This window comes from Lentzea jiangxiensis, from assembly GCF_900104175.1.
GTDB lineage: Bacteria > Actinomycetota > Actinomycetes > Mycobacteriales > Pseudonocardiaceae > Lentzea > Lentzea jiangxiensis.
Window position 1 is genome coordinate 1042379 of record NZ_FNIX01000001.1, and the last position, 18378, is coordinate 1060756.

The window sequence follows — 18378 nt, forward strand, 5'->3', positions numbered from 1 at the left end:
CCATGGACCTGGTCTTCCGCGCCCGCAGGGTCGTGACGCCGCAGGGTGAGATCGCGTGCGACGTCGGCGTCGTCGACGGCAGGGTGGTCGCCGTCGAGGCGCGCATCGACTCGCCGAACGTCGTGCACCTCGCCGACGACGAGGTGCTGCTGCCGGGCCTGGTCGACACGCACGTGCACGTCAACGACCCAGGCCGCAGCGAGTGGGAGGGTTTCGGGACGGCGACCCGGGCCGCCGCCGCCGGGGGCGTCACGACGATCATCGACATGCCGCTCAACAGCATCCCGCCGACGGTCGGGGCCGAGGCGCTGGAGATCAAGCGCGAGGCGGCGGCGGACGTCTCGGTCGACGTCGGGTTCTGGGGCGGCATCGTCCCCGGCAACCTCGCCGACCTCGAGCCGTTGCACGAGGCCGGCGTCTTCGGCTTCAAGTGCTTCCTGCTGCACTCGGGCGTGGACGAGTTCCCGGCGGTGACCACCGATGAACTCGAAGCGGCGTTGCGCCAGTTGGCGACGCTCGACGCGTTGACGATCGTGCACGCCGAAGACGCGCACACGGTCCGTGAGTCCGAGCCGGACTACGCGGGCTTCCTCGCCTCACGGCCGCGAGAGGCGGAGAACAAGGCGATCAGCGACGTCGTGGCGTTGACCCGCAAGACCGGCGCGCGGACGCACATCCTGCACCTCTCGTCGTCCGACGCGCTCTCGATCCTGGAGGCCGCGAAACGCGAGAGCCTGCCGATCACCGCGGAGACGTGCCCGCACTACCTCACGTTCTCGGCGGAGGAGATCCGCGACGGGCAGACCGAGTTCAAGTGCTGCCCGCCGATCCGCGAGGCGGAGAACCGCGAGGCGCTGTGGCAGGGCCTGCGCGACGGCGTGGTCGACCTCGTCGTGAGCGACCACTCGCCGAGCACGGTGGAGCTGAAGCAGGGCGACTTCGCCACGGCCTGGGGCGGCATCTCGTCGCTGCAGCTCGGTCTGCCCGCGGTGTGGACGGGCGCGCGGGAACGCGGGTTCCAGCTCACCGACGTCGTCCGCTGGATGGCGACGCACCCGGCGCGCCAGGCCGGGCTGGAGAGCAAGGGTGCCGTCGAGGTCGGCAAGGACGCGGACCTCGTGGTGTTCGCGCCCGACGAGACGTTCGTGGTGGACAGGGAGAAGCTGCACCACCGCAACCCGGTCACGCCCTACCACGGACGCGCGCTGCACGGCGTCGTGCGCCAGACGTGGTTGCGCGGCAGGGAAACCGGTCAGGCGCAAGGCAAGCTGCTCAGAAGAGGAGAAGCATGACGGAGTGGACCCGGCTGCCCGATCTCGCCTCGCGCGCGGTCGGAGGTGGTGTGATGTGGGCTAACGACGAGCTGTTCGCCGAGCGGGAGAACCTGGTCGAGCCCGCCGAGCCGGTCTACCGGCCCCACACCTTCGGTCACAAGGGGCAGGTCTACGACGGCTGGGAGACCCGCCGGCGTCGTGAGCCCGGCGTGGACCAGGCGGTGGTCCGCCTCGGCATGCCCGGTGTCGTGCGCGGGATCGTCGTCGACACGGCGTTCTTCAAGGGCAACTTCCCGCCGTTCTGCCGGGTCGAGGGCGCCCAGGTCGACGGCTACCCGTCGGCCGACGAGATCACCGGGTGGTTCCCGCTGGTCGAACGCTCCGCGCTGAAGGGCGACGAGAAGCACTTCTTCGACGTCGGCGAAGGCCGCCGCGTCACGCACGTGCGCCTGACCATCGACCCGGACGGCGGCGTCGCCCGGCTGCGCGTGCACGGCGAACCGGTCGCCGACCCGCGCCTGCTCGTCGGCGGCGTCGACCTCGCCGCCCTGGAGAACGGCGCGGTCGTCACGGGCTGCAGCAACATGTTCTACAGCTCGCCCAGCAACCTCATCGCCCCCGGTCAGGCCACCGTCATGGGCGAGGGCTGGGAGACCGCGCGCCGCCGTGACGACGGCAACGACTGGGTGTCGCTGCGGCTCGCCGCGCCCGGTCTCGTGCGGCTCGTCGAGCTCGACACCAGCCACTTCAAGGGCAACGCGCCGGGTTGGGCGTCCGTGCAGGGCTGTGACGAGCGCAGCGACCCGGACACGTGGTTCGACCTGCTCCCGCGCACGCGGCTGCAGCCCGACACGAGGCACCGGTTCCTCGTGGACCCGGCCGAGGCGACGGCCGCGCGCCTCGACATCTACCCGGACGGCGGCATGGCGCGCCTGCGGATCCTCGGGACCCCTACGAGTGACGGCCTGGCTCATCTGCGGATGAGGTGGACCGAAACGACCAACTGACGGTGGTTGTACGACCACGGGCTGATTTCACTCCCTACCTGAGTTGGTTGTCTGCGTCACACGATCGGTGGAAGCGTTCCTCCCGCAAGATCGGGGATCTAGGGAGGAAATCCATGCAACCGATGGTGCGCGTCTTCGGAGCCGCGCTAGCGAGTTCTGCATTGGTGCTAGGTGCGAGCCAGGTCGCGGTCGCGGCTCCGGAAGGGCAGCCGGAGTTCAACGTCGGCGCGATCGACTGGAAGCCCTGCGAAGAGGTGCCGACGGTCGAGTGCGGCTTCCTCGAGCTGCCTGTCGACTACGCGAAGCCCAAGGGGGAGAAGTTCCAGCTGGCCGTGTCGCGCCGCAAGGCGAACGACCCGTCCCAGCGCATCGGCGCGATGGTGATCAACCCCGGCGGACCGGGTGGGTCCGGTGTCGACTTCTCGTTCGGCGCCGACCGCTACTTCAGCAAGGAGATCGTCGACAAGTTCGACGTCATCGGGTTCGACCCGCGCGGTGTCGCCCGCAGCGCGCCGATCAAGTGCTCGGCGGAGATGCTGCAGAAGACCCCGTCGAGCTACCCGAAGTCCAAGGCCGAGTTCGACGCGCTGGTCGTGTTCAACAAGGCGCTGCGCGAGGACTGCCGCAAGCAGTCCGGCGCGATCTTCGACAACGCCTCGACCGCGGAGGTGGCGCAGGACATCGACGCCATCCGCCGCGCCCTGGGCGAGAAGAAGATCAATTACTACGGCATCTCGTACGGCACGATCATGGGCCAGCACTACGCGGAGCGGTTCGGCCGCAACATCCGGGCCATGATCATCGACTCCAACATGGACCACAGCCTCGGCACCAAGGCGTTCCTCGACTCCGAGGCGCGCACCGCCGAGGACTCGTTCGACGAGTGGGTCAAGTGGAGCGACCGCAGCCCGTCGTCGCCGTTCCACGGCCAGGACCTCCGCAAGATCTGGAAGGACCTGCTGGCCAAGGCCGAGCGCGGTGAGGTGCCGGCTCCGTGGGACCCGACCCTCAAGATGACGCCGGAGGACCTCGGCAGCGGTGTGGTCGGCATGGCCTACGGCCCCAGCTGGAAGCCGTTCGCCGACCAGGTCAAGCAGATCATCGACGGTGTGCAGGCGCCGAAGTCGGCGTTCTCGGCCTTCGCGGCCGAGGAGACGTTCCCCAACCCGTTCCCCGGCATCTTCTGCAACGACTACAACCTGCGCGTCAGCTCGTGGGGTGAGTACCAGGCGTTGACGAAGTCGGAGTACCGGATCGCGCCGAACACGCGCGGCTCCTCGCTGGGCCACGGCGCCATGATGGGCTGTGCCGGGTTCCCGAAGGCCACGAACCCGCAGCGCACGCTGAAGATCAAGAACGCGCCGAAGATCCTGCTCACCAACGCCAAGCACGACCCGGCGACGGCCTACGAGTGGGCGGTCAACGCGCACCGCCAGTCCCGCGACACCACCGTCTTCGTGACCTACGAAGGCTGGGGCCACGGCGTCTACGACCGCAGCGAGTGCACGCTGAAGATCAACAACGAGTACCTCGTGTCGCTGAAGCTGCCGCGCAACGGCACGTCCTGCGCCGCCGTCGAGCCGGCCGAGACGGCGACCATGTCCGTGAAGCCGCGGGTGCCCGCGGGTCCGTACTCGATCGCGTAGTCCAGTCAGGTCGCGGACCGCGTCCGCCGGTGAGCGCACCGGGGGACGCGGTCCGTTCGCGTCCCCCGGAAGGGTGAGGTCGGGGCCACTCCTCGTCACCGCTTCGCCGCCGTGAGGTGGCCGAATCGAGACCGTGAACGCCGTGAAACGCGGACGTAACACGTCCAGGTCGACAGTTCACCTCGGCGAAACGTTCCACGCGGGTCCGTGAAACAGGACCTGCCGATGCTCCCTGCAACCGACGTGCAGTGGAGGTCGAAGTGGATACAGGGGACACCGCCTGGGTACTCACCAGCGCCGCCTTGGTGCTGCTGATGACGCCGGGCCTCGCCTTCTTCTACGGAGGCATGGTCCGTTCGAAGAGCGTGCTCAACATGATGATGATGAGCCTGGGCGCCATGGCCGTGGTCGGTGTCCTGTGGGTGCTGTTCGGGTACTCGACGGCATTCGGCGCGGACGTCGGCGCGGGCCTGCTGGGCAAGCCGTTCGAGTTCTTCGGCCTCGACGGCCTGCTGGGCGCCGACTCGCTGTCGGGCAAGATCCCGAGCACCGTGTTCGTGGCGTTCCAGGCCATGTTCGCGATCATCACGGTCGCGCTGATCTCCGGTGCGATCGCCGACCGCGCCCGCTTCGGCCCGTGGCTGCTGTTCGCGGGTCTGTGGGCCACGATCGTCTACTTCCCGGTCGCCCACTGGGTCTTCGACTTCGACGGCAAGGACGAGGCCGGCAACGTCGTCGACCCCGGCGGCTGGATCGCCAACAAGCTCCTCGCGATCGACTTCGCCGGTGGTACGGCGGTGCACATCAACGCCGGTGCCGCGGGTCTCGCGCTGGCGCTGGTGCTCGGCAAGCGCGTCGGCTGGCCGAAGGAGCCGATGAAGCCGCACAGCCTGCCGCTGGTCGTGCTCGGTGCCGGTCTGCTGTGGTTCGGCTGGTTCGGGTTCAACGCCGGTTCCGCTCTCGGTGCGAACGGCATCGCGGGTGTCACGTTCATCAACACGCTGGTCGCCACGTGCGCCGCGGTGCTCGGCTGGCTGCTGACCGAGCGCATCCGCGACGGCAAGGCCACCACGCTCGGCGCGGCGTCGGGTGTCGTCGCCGGTCTGGTCGCCATCACGCCCGCCTGCTCCGCGGTCACCCCGGTCGGCGCCATCGCGATCGGCGCGATCACCGGTGCCCTGTGCGCCCTGGCCGTGTCGCTGAAGTACCGCTTCGGCTTCGACGACTCGCTCGACGTCGTCGGCGTGCACCTCGTCGGCGGTCTGTCCGGCACGATCCTGATCGGCCTGTTCGCCAGCGAGGCGGCGCCCGCCAAGATCAACGGCCTCTTCTACGGCGGCGGTGTCGACCAGCTGTGGCGCCAGGCCGTCGGCGCCTTCGCGGTGCTGGCCTACTCGTTCGTCCTGAGCCTCGCGCTCGGGTACCTGGTGAAGTTCACCGTCGGGTTCCGCGCCACCGAGGAAGCGGAGGTCGCGAGCATCGACGAAGCCGAGCACGCCGAGCGCGCCTACGAGTACGGCAGCCTCACCAGTGCGCGGGGTACCGGCAAGCCGAGCGCGGCCGCCGGTGCGACCGCGGTCCTCGAGGGGAGCAACAAGAAATGAAGCTGGTCACCGCGATCATCAAGCCGTTCACGCTCGACGACGTGAAGAGCTCCCTGGAACAGCTCGGGGTGCTGGGCATGACCGTCAGCGAGGTGCAGGGCTACGGCCGCCAGAAGGGCCACACCGAGGTCTACCGCGGTGCCGAGTACTCGGTGGACTTCGTGCCCAAGATCAAGATCGAGGTCGTCATCGACGACACCGCCGTCGACAAGGTGCTGGAGGCGGTCGTCGAGGCCGCCCGCACCGGCAAGATCGGCGACGGCAAGGTCTGGGTCACTCCGGTCGAGACAGTCGTTCGCGTGCGCACGGGCGAACGTGGATCGGATGCGCTTTAACCACTAGGAGACGGCCCGTGGAGAACAACGAAACGGCCGTCGTCACGGCTGACGACCTGGTGCGAGCACGCGAAAGGCTGCTCGTGCCAGGTCGTCGTCGCTTGACCGCCGAACCCCTGCGCGAAGCACTCGTGGACCTGCACGAGTTCTGGTTGACCAAACACGCGCAGGGAGCGGGGATATCCGGATCGGGTGTCGCGCTCGTGGCGGTCGGCGGGCTGGGGCGGCGCGAGCTCGTGCCCTACTCGGACCTCGACCTGGTCCTGGTGCACAACGGTGTCAAGAACATCGATGAGATCGCCGAGAAGCTCTGGTACCCCCTGTGGAACTCCGGCATCGGGCTGGACCACTCCGTGCGGACCGTCGGGGAGGCGTTGAGGGTCGCCGCCGGCGACCTGCGGACAGCGCTGGGACTGCTCGACATCCGCCTCGTCGCCGGTGATCCGGAAGTCGCGCAGAAGCTCGCGGACGGCGCGCGGCAGGCGTGGCGGGGCAACGTCCGCAACCGGCTGGACGAGATCGCCGAGTCGTCGCGGAAGCGCTGGGCGCGCAGCGGCGAGATCGCCCACCGCGTCGAACCCGACCTCAAGCACGGCCGCGGTGGGCTGCGGGACCTGACCGTCCTGGACGCCCTGTCGCTCGCGCAGCTCGTGGACCGGCCGTCCGCCGACGTCGGTGAGGCGCGCCGGTTGCTGCTGGACGTGCGCACCGAACTCCGCCGTGTGGCGCGGAAACCTCGTGACGTGCTGCGGGCGCAGGACGGCGACGAGGTGGCATCGGCTCTGGGGCTGGCCGATCGTTTTGCTTTGGCCCGTGCGCTTTCTTCTGCCGCACGCACTGTCGTCTACGCGTTCGACGTGGCCATGCGCTCGGCCCGTGCGGCCGCACCGAAGCGTGGACTCGGCGCGTTCCTCCGCGGACAGCCGCCGCGCAGGCCGTTGGACGAAGGCGTTGTGCTGCACGGCTCCGAGGTTTCCCTCGCCCGTGACGCGATTCCCAGCCGTGACCCGGCGTTGTTGTTGCGCGTGGCCACGGCGGCGGCAAGGTCGAAGCACCCCATCGCGTCCGGAACGCTCACCCGGCTCGCGGACTCGGCGCCGGAGCTGCGCCAGCCGTGGCCGCGCGAGGCCCGCGAGGAGCTGCTGGCGTTGCTGGGCAGCGGAAGCGGGCTCGTGGACGTCGTGGAGGCGTTGGACCGCACGGGTCTGTGGGGCCGGCTGTTCCCCGAGTGGGGCGCGGTGCGGGACCTGCCTCCCCGCGACGCCGCCCACATGTGGACGGTCGACCGGCACCTGGTGCAGACCGTCGCGCACGCCGCCCGCCTCGCGACGACGGTGGCGCGGCCGGACCTGTTGCTGCTGGGCGCGTTGATCCACGACATCGGCAAGGGCCGGCAGCAGGACCACTCCGAGGTCGGGGCCGCGCTGGCGACCCAGATCGGCGAGCGGCTCGGGCTGTGGCCGCAGGACGTCGAGACGCTGTCCGCGATGGTGCGCCACCACCTGCTGCTGCCGCACACAGCGACCCGCCGTGACGTCGAGGACGAGGCCACCGTGCACCGCGTGGTCGAGACCCTCGGCGGCGACTCGGTGCTGCTGGAACTGCTGCACGCGCTCGCGGAGTCCGACTCCATCGCGACCGGGCCGGGCGTGTGGACGGACTGGAAGGCCGCGCTGCTGGCCGACCTGGTCGCCCGCTGCCGCACGGCGATGGCGGGGGAGGCGTTGCCCGAACCGGAACCGCTCGACCCCGTGCACGTCGAGATGGCGGAACGCGTCGCGGCGTCGGGGAAACCGGACGTGCTGCTGGAGAAGCAGGACCACGCGGCGGTCGTGACGGTGATCGCGCCGGACCGGCCGGGGCTGCTGTCCAAGGCGGCCGGTGTGCTCGCGTTGAACTCGCTGGAGGTCCACGCGGCGACGTTGCGCTCGCACGGCGGTGCGACGGTGGACGCGTTCACGGTGTCACCGCGTTTCGGCTCGTTGCCGGACGCGGCCCTGCTGCGCGAACAGCTCACCAGGGCGGTCGAGGGCTCGCTGCCGCTGGCGGACAAGCTCGCCGCCAAGGAACGCGACTACGGCGGCCCGCCGCTCGACCCGCCGCCCGCCCGCGTGCTGTGGTTCGACGACGAGGCGACCGGTGCCGTGGTGCTGGAACTGCGCGCCGCCGACCGCATCGGGCTGCTGCACCGCGTGGCCGGTGCGTTGGAGCAGTGCGGGGTGGACGTCCGGTGGGCGCGCGTGTCCACCTTGGGGGCCACGGTCGTCGACTCGTTCAGCATCGCCGGCGCCGATCTGGACCGGAGGCGGATCGAGCGGGCGGTGCTCGACGCGGCCGGGTAGAGGTTGAGTAGCACTACGCACAACCACTCGGGGGTGCTCACGCTCCTGGACGCTTCCGAAACGCGGCAGTCTTCGCGGTGTCCGGAAAGCGTCCTCGAGGGGTGGACCGCTTCCCGGACGGGCGAAGGCGGTGGTGACGGGTGGCGGAGCCGGGGGAGGTACCGGACACCCGCACCGCCGCCGGCGTGCGAACGGCACGGGCCGCGGAGTCGAAGCTGTGCATTCGGTGAGAAACCGGGCCAAACTGAACGAGAAGGATGGCCGGAACGTCTTCTAGGACATGACCGCCGTGTTGAACACGCAGACCACCGCCGTCCGAGTGCGGCCGCGTTCGCTCGTGGTCCTCGCCGGGATCCCCGGCGCGGGCAAGACGACGCTGCTCACCCGCCTCGACGCGGACGAACCGGTCACCGTGCTCGACTCCGACCAGGTGCGCACGTGGCTGGAACCGCGCGTGCGCCTGCCGTACCGGTACTGGCGCGTCTTCGTGCACCTCACGCACCGGCTGCGCGTGTTCTGGGCGGCGCTGTCCTGCGCGGGCCTGCTGGTCGTGCACGAGCCCTCCACCCGTCCCGGCACCCGGCTCATGCTGGTGCTGGCAGGCCTGCTGACGGGACGCTCCCGCCACTTCCTGTGGCTGGACGCGTCCGCCGCCCAGGCCCTGGACGGTCAGATCGCCCGCAAACGGGTCGTTCGCACCCACGCGTTCGAACGCCACGTCCGCCGCGGCACGTCGATGCGCGCCCGGTTCGAGGCGGGCTGGGTCCCGTTCGGCTTCCAGGGCGTGACGCTCCTCACCCGCGCGGGCACCTCCGGTGGCCTGCGCATCGTGGTGTCGTGATCAAGGCTGTCCTCTTCGACTTCGCGGGCACCCTGTTCGGGCGTCCGGCCCACCAGTGGTTCTCGCCGCGGCACCTCTCCGTCCTGCGCGCGCCCGCCCCGTACGTCGCGCGGATGAACGCGGCGGAGCGCGCCGTCTGGAACGCCCGCGACCTGACGGCGCTGGCCGACCGCTCGGCCCACCGGACCCTGTTCCGGCTGGCGGGCCTGTCGCTGACCGAGGACCTGTTCCAGCGCCTGCGCAACCCGGCGTTCTGGCTGCCGTACCCCGACACGGCCGCGGCGTTGAGCGTGGTGAGGCCGCTGAAGGTCGGCGTGCTCAGCAACATCTCGTGGAACATCCGCGGCGTGTTCGCACGCGAACGGCTGTCGGTGGACGCCTTCGCGCTGTCGTACGAGATCGGCTTCTCGAAGCCCTCGCCCCGCGCCTTCGACGCCGCCTGCGTGCGGCTGGACGTCGACCCGTCCGAGTGCGTGTACGTCGGCAACGACCCCGTGGCGGACGGGGCCGCGGCGGTGGCGGGGCTGCGGTTCGCGCGGGTCTCCACTGCTCCGGTCGGACGCCGTGAACCGGTCCTGCTGGAGGCGCTGGCGAGCCACGGGATCGGGTGGAGCTGAGGTTGGCTAGGCTGGACGGCGTGTTCTCCACGCTTTCCGACCGGCTGACCACGGTTCTCCAGGGCCTTCGCGGCAAGGGCCGGCTCAGCGACGCCGACATCGACGCGACCGCCCGCGAGATCAGGGTCGCCCTGCTCGAGGCCGACGTCGCGCTGCCCGTTGTGCGCGGCTTCATCGCCAAGGTGAAGGAGCGCGCCAAGGGTGCCGAGGTGCACCAGGCGCTGAACCCGGCGCAGCAGGTCGTGAAAATCGTCAACGAGGAGCTCGTCAACGTCCTCGGTGGCGAGACCCGCAGGCTGAACCTCGCGAAGAACCCGCCGTCGGTGATCATGCTGGCGGGTCTGCAGGGTGCGGGCAAGACGACGCTCGCGGGCAAGCTGGCCCGCTGGCTCAAGGGCCAGGGCCACACGCCGCTGCTCGTCGCGGCCGACCTGCAGCGCCCGAACGCCGTCACGCAGCTCCAGGTCGTCGGTGAGCGCGCGGGCGTGCCCGTGTTCGCCCCTGAGCCCGGCAACGGCGTGGGCAACCCCGTCGAGGTCTCGCGCCGCGGCATCGAGGAAGCCAAGGCCAAGCAGCACGACATCGTCCTCGTCGACACGGCCGGCCGGCTGGGCGTCGACGAGGAGATGATGAAGCAGGCCATCGACATCCGGGCCGCGGTCGACCCGGACGAGGTCCTGTTCGTCGTCGACGCGATGGTCGGTCAGGACGCGATCAACACCGCCACGGCGTTCCGCGACGGCGTCGGCTTCACCGGTGTCGTGCTCACGAAGCTCGACGGCGACGCCCGCGGTGGTGCCGCCCTGTCGGTCCGCGAGGTCACCGGCCAGCCGATCCTCTTCGCGTCCAACGGTGAGAAGCTCGAGGACTTCGACGTCTTCCACCCGGACCGGATGGCGTCGCGCATCCTCGGCATGGGTGACGTCCTCACGCTGATCGAGCAGGCCGAGCAGCACTTCGACCAGGCCCAGGCCGAGAAGGCCGCCGCGAAGCTGCACACCGGCCAGCTCACGCTCGAGGACTTCCTGGAGCAGATGCTCGCCATCCGCAAGATGGGTCCGATCGCGAACCTGCTCGGCATGCTGCCCGGCGCCGGTCAGATGAAGGACCAGCTCGGCATGCTGGACGAGAAGCACCTCGACCGGATCCAGGCGATCATCCGCGGCATGACGCCGGCCGAGCGCGACGACCCCAAGATCATCAACGGCTCCCGCCGGCTGCGCATCGCCAACGGCTCGGGCGTCAAGGTCAGCGACGTCAACGACCTGGTCAACCGCTTCTTCGAGGCCCGCAAGATGATGGCGTCGATGGCCGGCCGGATGGGCTTCGGCGGCGGTGGCGGCGGCAAGGGGAAGAAGGGCAAGAAGGGGAAGAAGGGCAAGGGCGGACGCGGCCCGACGCCTCCCAAGATCAAGGGCGGCTTCCCCGGGATGCTCCCCGGCGGCCTGCCCGGTGGCTTCCCCGGCATGCCTCCCGGCGGGATGCCCGACCTGTCGAAGCTCGGTGGCGGCATGAACGAGCTTCCGCCCGGCTTCGACCCGTCGAAGTTCAAGTTCGACGGCGACGACAAGAAGAAGTGACCATGCACCTGCGCGGCGTCGTCCTGCCGGACGGCGAGCCGCGAGACCTGTGGGTCGTCAACGGCCGTGTGCGCACCCAGCCCGTACCGGGTGCGCGGACCGTGGTCGACGGCGGGTTCCTCGTCCCGGGCCTGGTCGACGCGCACTGCCACGTCGGGCTGGGCCCGCAGGGCGGTGTGGAGCTGTCCGAGGCCGTCGAGCAGGCGATCACCGACCGCGACGCGGGCACGTTGCTGATCCGCGACTGCGGGTCGCCGATCGACACGACGCCGTTGCAGGAACGCCTGGACCTGCCGCGGATCATCCGGTCGGGCCGCCACATCGCCCGCCCGAAGCGCTACCTCCCGCACATCGGCGTGGAGATCGAGTCGGACCTGGCGTCAGCCGTGGCCGAGCAGGCCGCGCAGGGCGACGGCTGGGTGAAGCTCGTCGGCGACTGGATCGACCGCGGCGCGGGTGACCTCGCCCCGTTGTGGACGGACGAGGAGCTGGCCGGGGCGATCAAGGTCGCCCACGACGCCGGCGCCAAGGTCACCGCGCACGTGTTCGGCGAGGACGCGCTGCCGGGCCTGATCAACGCGGGCATCGACTGCATCGAGCACGGCACCGGCCTGACCGCCGACACGATCGCGCTGATGGCCGAGCGGGGTACCGCGCTGGTGCCCACGCTGATCAACGTCGAGACGTTCCCCGGCATCGCGGACAAGGCCGGCAGGTACCCGGTCTACGCGAACCACATGCGGGACCTGCACGCCCGCGTCTCGTCCACGGTGGCGTCCGCGATCGAGGCGGGCGTGCCGGTCTACGCGGGCACCGACGCGGGTGGCGGCATCCGGCACGGGCGCATCGTCGACGAGGTCGTCGCCCTGCACCGCGTGGGCATGAGCGCGGCGGACGCCATCGGCGCCGCGTCGTGGCGTGCCCGCGAGTGGCTGGGCTTCCCGTCGCTGACCGAGGGCGCGGCGGCGGACATCGTCGTCTACGACGAGGATCCGCGGGAGGACCTGGAGGTCCTCCGGACGCCGCGCATGGTCATGCTCCGGGGCCGGATCCACTAGTCGAACTGGGCCATCGCGCCCACCTGGTACGCACCGCCCTTCTGGCGCGTGATGACGCCCAGCCGGTTGGCGGCGTTGATCAGGCCGACCAGGCAGACCAGGGCGGCGGTCTCCTCCTCGTCGTAGTGCTCGCGGACCGCTGCCCACGTCTCGTCGCTCACGCCGTCGAGCGTGAGCAGCGTGCCCTCCTCGGTGAGCTTGAGCGCGGCCCGTTCGGCCTCCGTGAACACGGTCGTCTCGCGCCACCCGGCCACCAGGTGCAGCCGCAACGGGTCCTCACCGGCCGCGACGGCGTCCTTGGCGTGCATGTCGAGGCAGAAGCCGCAGCCGTTGAGCTGGCTCGCCCGCATGCTGACCAGTTCGACCACGGTCTTCGACAGCGGCGACTCGTGCAGCACGCCGTGCAGACCCGCGAACCGCTTGGCGAGCTTGGCACCGGTCTGGGTGGCGAAGAGGTCGAAGCGGGTTTCCATCGTTGGTTCCTCCCTCGTGGACTTGCCGGACGACCACGAGATGCCGGACCCCCGAATCCTGTGACTGTGATCCAGCACACTGTCACAGGCGCTCCCGGCCGGGTGTCCTGTGTTCATGGACGTCGCGACCGACTCGTTCGTCAGCCACCGCAACCTGCTCTTCACGATCGCCTACGAGATGCTCGGCTCCGCCGCCGACGCGGAGGACGTGCTGCAGGAGACGTGGCTGCGGTGGGCCGACGTGGAGCACGGCGCCGTCGGGAACCACCGCGCCTACCTGGTCCGCGTCGTGACGCGCCAGGCGCTGACGAGGCTGCGGACCCTGGGGCGCCGCAAGGAGTCCTACGTCGGCTCGTGGCTGCCGGAGCCGCTGCTGACCGCCCCGGACGTCGCCGAGGACGTCGAGCTCGCCGACAGCGTCTCGATGGCGATGATGCTGGTCCTCGAAACGCTCACCCCGACCGAGCGCGCCGTCTTCGTGCTGCGCGAGGTGTTCGACCTCGACTACGACGAGATCGCCGAGGCCGTGGGCAAGAACCCGGCCGCCGTCCGCCAGATCGCCCACCGCGCCCGCTCGCACGTGGCCGCCCGGCGCCCGCGCGAGGTCGTCACCCAGGCCGAGTCGCGCAAGGCCCTCGCGGCCTTCCAGCGCGCCACCGCGACGGGTGATCTCCAGTCGTTGCTGGACCTGCTCGCCCCGGACGTCGTGTTCCTCGGCGACGGCGGCGGCGTGAAGCAGGCCGTCCGGCGCCCGGTCGTCGGCGCCTCGAAGGTCGCGCGCATGCTGCTCGGCGGACTGCTGAAGGTGACCGGGTGGGAGATGGAACCGGCGCAGGTCAACGGCTACCCGGCGCTCGTGGTCAAGTTCGGCGGCGAGCTCGACACGGTGATCGCGGTGCGGATCGAGGACGGGCGGATCAGCGGCCTCTACGCCGTGCGCAACCCGGAGAAGCTCTCGCACATGGAGCGGGAGACGTCCCTGCGCCGTTGACCACCGGCTGCCGCGGACGCGTCCTGCCCCCGGCTACCGCTCGGGTCTGGGCTCCTCGACGGGATCGCGCACCGACTGCCCGCACAGCGACACGACCCGGGACGACCTCGCCGCGGCACCGGTCCGGCACCATCCGCGCCAGTGGTTTGCGATCCGGTCCGCCCGCCGATCCGTTCACCAGGAGCCGGGACATCCGGCGGAGACCCGATCTGACCATCTTTTGGCCAGGTGCTTGGCCCGGATTCCGTCGGTGCCGCACAGTAACCTCGGATCCGGGGGCGGTAACACTCCCCGAGGGGGCTCGCGGTCCCCACTCCAAGCGTATCGCGAGGCACCGACAGCCCGGTGGTGCTTCAGCAGCCGTCGATCGCGAGGTGAGCTGATCATGAGGGTGTCGGTGCCCGCTGTTGCGCCGCTGGTAGCCGCGGTGTGACTAGATTGCAGAGCGTGAGCGAGCCGGAATCCCTGAAGCCCAAGCGCGGCTTCGCCGAGAGCGTCGCCGGAACCGCGCGCCGCGTTGCCGGGGCCGTGCGCGGCGCCGTCGAAGCGGTGCGGAACATCAACCGCGACCCGGAGCCCGAGCGGGTCGGCCAGCGCTGGGGGTTCGGCGCGTTCCTCCTGGTCGAGGCGATCTTCATCCTCAGCGCCGTGTTCATCACGGCGATCGCCAAGCAGTTCGGCATCAGCCTGCTGGACTCGGTGCCACTGGTGCTGATCGGCTCGATCGTGCCGACGGTCCTCGCGGCCGGCGCCGCCATCGTGATCACCTGTGTCAGGGGCAACGGTCCCAAGATCGACCTCCGCTTCAGCATGACCAAGGAGGACGTCGCGATCGGGCTGAAGCTCGGCGTCCTCGGTCTCGTCCTCACCTACACCGCCGCCACGCTCTGGACGAAGGTCGTCGGCGAGGAGAACGCGACGAGCGCCGTCGGTGACCTGCTGTCCGGCTCGAACCTGCCGCTCGGCGCCGCGATCACGATGTTCCTCTACGTGAGCCTCATCGGGCCGGTCTGCGAGGAGATCATCTACCGCGGCATGCTCTGGGGCGCCGTCGAACGCCAGGGCTGGAGCCGCTGGGCCGCGTTCTGGCTCACCACGGTGATCTTCGCGATCGGCCACTTCGAACCGCTGCGCACGTCGTTGCTGCTCGTGATCGCCATCCCGATCGGCATAGCCCGCCTGCTCACCCGCCGCCTCGGGGCGAGCATCGTGGCGCACGTGATGAACAACTTCCTGCCAGGACTCACTCTCCTGCTCGTCGCCGTCGGGGTCATGTGATGGATCTGAACAGCGACTTGGGCGAGGGCTTCGGCATCTGGAAGCTCGGCGACGACACCGCCCTGCTGGGTCTCATCAGCAGCGCGAACGTCGCGTGCGGCTTCCACGCCGGCGATCCGTCGACCATGCGCAAGGTGTGCGAGGAGGCGGCGCGCAACGGCGTGCGGATCGGCGCCCAGGTGTCCTACCGCGACCTCGCCGGGTTCGGGCGCCGCTTCATCGACGCCGACCCGCTCGAACTGGCCGACGAGGTGCTCTACCAGATCGGTGCGCTCGACGCGTGCGCGCGAGCAGCGGGCACCGAGGTCGTGTACGTGAAGCCGCACGGCGCGCTCTACAACGCGACGGTGCACCACGAGAAGCAGGCCGAAGCCGTGGTGAACGGCACCAAGGCGTTCAAGGACCTGCCGATCCTCGGTCTGCCGGGCTCCCAGCTGCTCGCGAAAGCCGCGGAAGCCGGGCTCAGGCCCGTCCAGGAGGCGTTCGCGGACCGCGGCTACACGCCGGAGGGCACGCTGGTCCCGCGCAGCCGGCCGAACGCCCTGCTGAGCAGCACGGACGAGGTCGTCGAACGGGCCAAAAGGCTTCTGAACGGCGAGATCGTCGCGGTCGACGGCACCGTGATCAAGACGCGCGCCGAGTCGTTGTGCGTGCACGGCGACACGCCCGGAGCGGTCGAACACGCCCGCGCGGTGCGCGAGGCGCTCGGCTCCGTGACGCCGTTCGCGTAGGCCCGATTCGGATCCACCGTCCGTCATCTGGCACAATTGCCCGCTGTCCGTCGTGGTCGGCCCCTCTGCCCGGGCCACGGCCGTGCGAACCATCAACACAGAGCTTTCGAGGAGTACCAGGCCAATGGCCGTCAAGATCAAGCTTCAGCGTCTCGGCAAGATCCGCCAGCCGTACTACCGCATCGTGGTCGCCGACGCGCGCACCCGTCGCGACGGCAAGGCCATCGAGACGATCGGCAAGTACCACCCCAAGGAAGAGCCGTCGTTCATCGCGGTCGACTCCGAGCGCGCGCAGTACTGGCTGGGTGTCGGCGCGCAGCCGACCGAGTCGGTCCAGCGCCTGCTGGAGATCACCGGTGACTGGCAGAAGTTCAAGGGCCTGCCGGGCGCCGAGGGCACGCTGAAGGTCAAGGAGCCGAAGACTCCGAAGGCCGAGCTGTTCGCCGCCGCGCTCGCCGCCGCGAACGAGGAGCCGATGACCGAGGCCACCACGCCGAAGGCGAAGAAGACCCGCAAGGCCGACGACGCGCCCAAGGCTGACGCCGAGGCGCCCAAGGACGAGGCGTGAGTTTGTTGGCTGACGCCCTCGAACACCTCGTTCGCGGCATCGTCGACCACCCGGACGACGTCCGGGTGAACCTCGTCACGACCCGCCGCGGCCGCACCCTCGAGGTCCACGTCCACCCGGACGACCTCGGCAAGGTGATCGGCCGTGGCGGTCGCACCGCGACGGCTCTGCGCACCGTGATGGCCGGTATCGGCGGTCGCGGTGTCCGGGTCGACGTCGTCGACACCGACCGCTGAACGAACTTCAAGGGCAAATGGACGTCGTTGTCGGCCGTGTGGCCAAGGCGCACGGGATCACCGGCGAGCTCGCCGTTGACGTGCGCACTGATTCACCCGAACTGCGGTTCGCGCTCGGAGCCACGCTCCAGGCCAAGCTGCGTGACGGCACGTCCCGAAGCCTCACCGTGTCAGCCGCCCGGCCTCATGCCGGGCGGCTGCTCGTGCGTTTCGAGGAAGTTCTCACGCGCGACGTCGCGGAAGCCCTGCGCGGCACGTTGTTGCTGGGCAGCACCGACGACCTCCCGCCGACCGACGACCCCGACGAGTTCTACGACCACGAGCTCGAAGGGCTCGCGGCGGAGCTGGTCGACGGCACGAAGATCGGCACGGTCAAAGAGGTCTTGCACGGCCCCGGTGGCGAGCTGCTCGTGGTCATCCGCGACGGCGGGGAGGCTTTGATCCCGTTCGTGCGCGAGATCGTGCCCACTGTGGACGTTCGCGGCGGCCGTGTCGTGATCGACCCGCCCGAGGGCCTTCTCGATGCAGATTGACGTCGTCACGATCTTCCCCGAGTACCTCGCGCCGCTGCGCGCGGCGTTGCTCGGGAAGGCGATCGACAGGGGTCTGATCAGCGTCGGTGTGCACGACCTGCGGGACTGGACCCAAGACGTGCACAAGGCCGTCGACGACAGCCCGTACGGCGGTGGGCCCGGCATGGTCATGAAGGCCGACATCTGGGGTCCCGCACTCGATGACGTCTGCACGGACGAGACGCGTCTGATCGTGCCGACGCCGGCCGGTCGTCCGTTCACGCAGGCGCTCGCGCACGAGTACGCGAGCGAGTCGCACCTCGTCTTCGCGTGCGGTCGCTACGAAGGCATTGACCAGCGTGTGGTCGATGACGCCCGGCGGCGCGTTCGCGTCGATGAGGTGTCCATCGGGGACTACGTGCTGGTCGGCGGCGAGGTGGCCGTGCTCGCGATCGTGGAAGCGGTCGCGCGGCTGCTGCCGGGCGTGCTCGGCAACCCCAAGTCGCACGCCGAGGACTCGTTCCAGGACGGACTGCTCGAAGGGCCGAGCTACACGCGGCCGCTCGTGTGGCGCGACCTGGCCGTTCCGGACGTGCTGCGCTCGGGCAACCACAGGCTCATCGACCGCTGGCGGCGTGACCAGTCACTCGCCCGCACCTTCGAACGGCGTCCCGACCTGCTGGAATCGTTGCCGGAGGACGCCTTCGACAAGCACGACCGGGCCCTGCTCGCACGCCTGCGCGAGGGTGGCGAGTAGCCCGATTTCATTCCGGAGTGCCTGGTCTGGCACACTGGAACAGTTGCCGCAGCCGGTGTCGTATCGGCGTGCGCACCAAGCCGACCCCCATCATGTCGTGCACAGCCATGGAACATGCTCTGGGGAGTTCACAGACACACGTGAGGACCACCGATGAACATCCTGGACGCACTTGACGCCCAGTCGTTGCGCTCCGACGTCCCGGCCTTCCGCGCCGGCGACACGCTGAAGGTCCACGTCCGCGTCATCGAGGGCTCGCGCGAGCGCGTCCAGGTGTTCCAGGGCGTCGTGATCCGTCGCCAGGGTGGCGGCATCCGCGAGACCTTCACCGTCCGCAAGGTCTCCTTCGGTGTCGGCGTCGAGCGCACCTTCCCGGTGCACTCCCCGAACATCTCCGAGATCGAGGTCGTCACCCGCGGTGACGTGCGTCGCGCCAAGCTGTACTACCTGCGCGACCTGCGCGGCAAGGCCGCCAAGATCAAGGAGAAGCGCGAGGCCCGTCCGGTCTCCTGATCGGTGGCCTCGAGC

General features: G+C 70.0%; 19 protein-coding genes. 18 read left to right on the forward strand and 1 reads right to left on the reverse strand.

Annotated elements, in window-relative coordinates:
• Positions 1 to 2: 2 nt before the first annotated feature.
• From allB to BLQ91_RS05200, 10 genes are all read left to right on the forward strand, one after another.
• Entirely contained in the window at positions 3 to 1292 is a 1290-nt protein-coding gene (allB, locus tag BLQ91_RS05155; RefSeq protein WP_090095445.1) for an allantoinase AllB, read from the forward strand.
• The gene (gene alc, locus BLQ91_RS05160; RefSeq protein WP_090095446.1) at positions 1289 to 2281 is read left to right on the forward strand and encodes an allantoicase; all 993 of its coding nucleotides are present in this window, start codon (positions 1289 to 1291) and stop codon (positions 2279 to 2281) included. Before allB ends, alc begins: the two co-directional genes overlap by 4 nt.
• 113 nt (positions 2282 to 2394) lie before the next feature.
• Complete coding sequence (locus tag BLQ91_RS05165; protein WP_090095447.1) at positions 2395 to 3927, forward strand: alpha/beta hydrolase; 1533 nt, start codon at positions 2395 to 2397, stop codon at positions 3925 to 3927.
• Positions 3928 to 4187: 260 nt separating this feature from the next.
• The gene (locus tag BLQ91_RS05170; protein WP_090095999.1) at positions 4188 to 5531 is read left to right on the forward strand and encodes an ammonium transporter; all 1344 of its coding nucleotides are present in this window, start codon (positions 4188 to 4190) and stop codon (positions 5529 to 5531) included.
• Complete coding sequence (locus BLQ91_RS05175) at positions 5528 to 5866, forward strand: P-II family nitrogen regulator (RefSeq protein WP_090095448.1); 339 nt, start codon at positions 5528 to 5530, stop codon at positions 5864 to 5866. The genes BLQ91_RS05170 and BLQ91_RS05175 overlap by 4 nt, the downstream gene beginning before the upstream one ends.
• A gap of 17 nt (positions 5867 to 5883) precedes the next feature.
• Positions 5884 to 8208: a [protein-PII] uridylyltransferase gene (locus BLQ91_RS05180; RefSeq protein ID WP_090095449.1), complete on the forward strand. Its 2325-nt coding sequence runs from the start codon at positions 5884 to 5886 to the stop codon at positions 8206 to 8208.
• Between the two features lie 280 nt (positions 8209 to 8488).
• Positions 8489 to 9049 carry an AAA family ATPase gene (locus BLQ91_RS05185; RefSeq protein ID WP_090095450.1) on the forward strand — a complete coding sequence of 187 codons (561 nt, stop codon included), beginning with the start codon at positions 8489 to 8491 and terminating at the stop codon, positions 9047 to 9049.
• Entirely contained in the window at positions 9046 to 9666 is a 621-nt protein-coding gene (locus BLQ91_RS05190) for an HAD family hydrolase (protein ID WP_090095451.1), read from the forward strand. Before BLQ91_RS05185 ends, BLQ91_RS05190 begins: the two co-directional genes overlap by 4 nt.
• A gap of 20 nt (positions 9667 to 9686) precedes the next feature.
• Complete coding sequence (gene ffh, locus BLQ91_RS05195) at positions 9687 to 11246, forward strand: signal recognition particle protein (protein WP_090096000.1); 1560 nt, start codon at positions 9687 to 9689, stop codon at positions 11244 to 11246.
• 2 nt (positions 11247 to 11248) lie between these two features.
• Entirely contained in the window at positions 11249 to 12304 is a 1056-nt protein-coding gene (locus tag BLQ91_RS05200; RefSeq protein WP_090096001.1) for an amidohydrolase family protein, read from the forward strand.
• On the opposite strand, the gene BLQ91_RS05205 is transcribed toward BLQ91_RS05200, so the two are convergent.
• Positions 12301 to 12777 carry a carboxymuconolactone decarboxylase family protein gene (locus BLQ91_RS05205; protein ID WP_090095452.1) on the reverse strand — a complete coding sequence of 159 codons (477 nt, stop codon included), beginning with the start codon at positions 12775 to 12777 and terminating at the stop codon, positions 12301 to 12303. The two genes, BLQ91_RS05200 and BLQ91_RS05205, sit on opposite strands and share 4 nt — an antisense overlap.
• A 115-nt stretch (positions 12778 to 12892) precedes the next feature.
• Between BLQ91_RS05205 and BLQ91_RS05210 the strand changes: the two genes are divergently transcribed.
• The 8 genes from BLQ91_RS05210 (at position 12893) to rplS (ending at position 18363) form a co-directional block, all read left to right on the forward strand.
• Complete coding sequence (locus BLQ91_RS05210) at positions 12893 to 13768, forward strand: RNA polymerase sigma-70 factor (protein WP_090096002.1); 876 nt, start codon at positions 12893 to 12895, stop codon at positions 13766 to 13768.
• Positions 13769 to 14215: 447 nt separating this feature from the next.
• Positions 14216 to 15046 carry a CPBP family intramembrane glutamic endopeptidase gene (locus BLQ91_RS05215; protein ID WP_342670609.1) on the forward strand — a complete coding sequence of 277 codons (831 nt, stop codon included), beginning with the start codon at positions 14216 to 14218 and terminating at the stop codon, positions 15044 to 15046.
• Positions 15046 to 15777: a LamB/YcsF family protein gene (locus BLQ91_RS05220; RefSeq protein WP_090095453.1), complete on the forward strand. Its 732-nt coding sequence runs from the start codon at positions 15046 to 15048 to the stop codon at positions 15775 to 15777. Before BLQ91_RS05215 ends, BLQ91_RS05220 begins: the two co-directional genes overlap by 1 nt.
• Before the next feature lie 124 nt (positions 15778 to 15901).
• A complete protein-coding gene (gene rpsP, locus BLQ91_RS05225; RefSeq protein ID WP_090095454.1) occupies positions 15902 to 16345 on the forward strand; it encodes a 30S ribosomal protein S16 in 444 nt (147 codons plus the stop codon).
• Entirely contained in the window at positions 16342 to 16581 is a 240-nt protein-coding gene (locus BLQ91_RS05230; protein ID WP_030468017.1) for an RNA-binding protein, read from the forward strand. The genes rpsP and BLQ91_RS05230 overlap by 4 nt, the downstream gene beginning before the upstream one ends.
• A gap of 17 nt (positions 16582 to 16598) precedes the next feature.
• Positions 16599 to 17114 (forward strand): ribosome maturation factor RimM, encoded by a 516-nt coding sequence (gene rimM, locus BLQ91_RS05235; protein WP_090095455.1) that lies wholly within the window; start codon positions 16599 to 16601, stop codon positions 17112 to 17114.
• Positions 17104 to 17850: a tRNA (guanosine(37)-N1)-methyltransferase TrmD gene (gene trmD / locus BLQ91_RS05240; protein WP_090095456.1), complete on the forward strand. Its 747-nt coding sequence runs from the start codon at positions 17104 to 17106 to the stop codon at positions 17848 to 17850. The genes rimM and trmD overlap by 11 nt, the downstream gene beginning before the upstream one ends.
• 153 nt (positions 17851 to 18003) lie before the next feature.
• Entirely contained in the window at positions 18004 to 18363 is a 360-nt protein-coding gene (rplS, locus tag BLQ91_RS05245) for a 50S ribosomal protein L19 (protein WP_090095457.1), read from the forward strand.
• Positions 18364 to 18378: the final 15 nt, after the last annotated feature.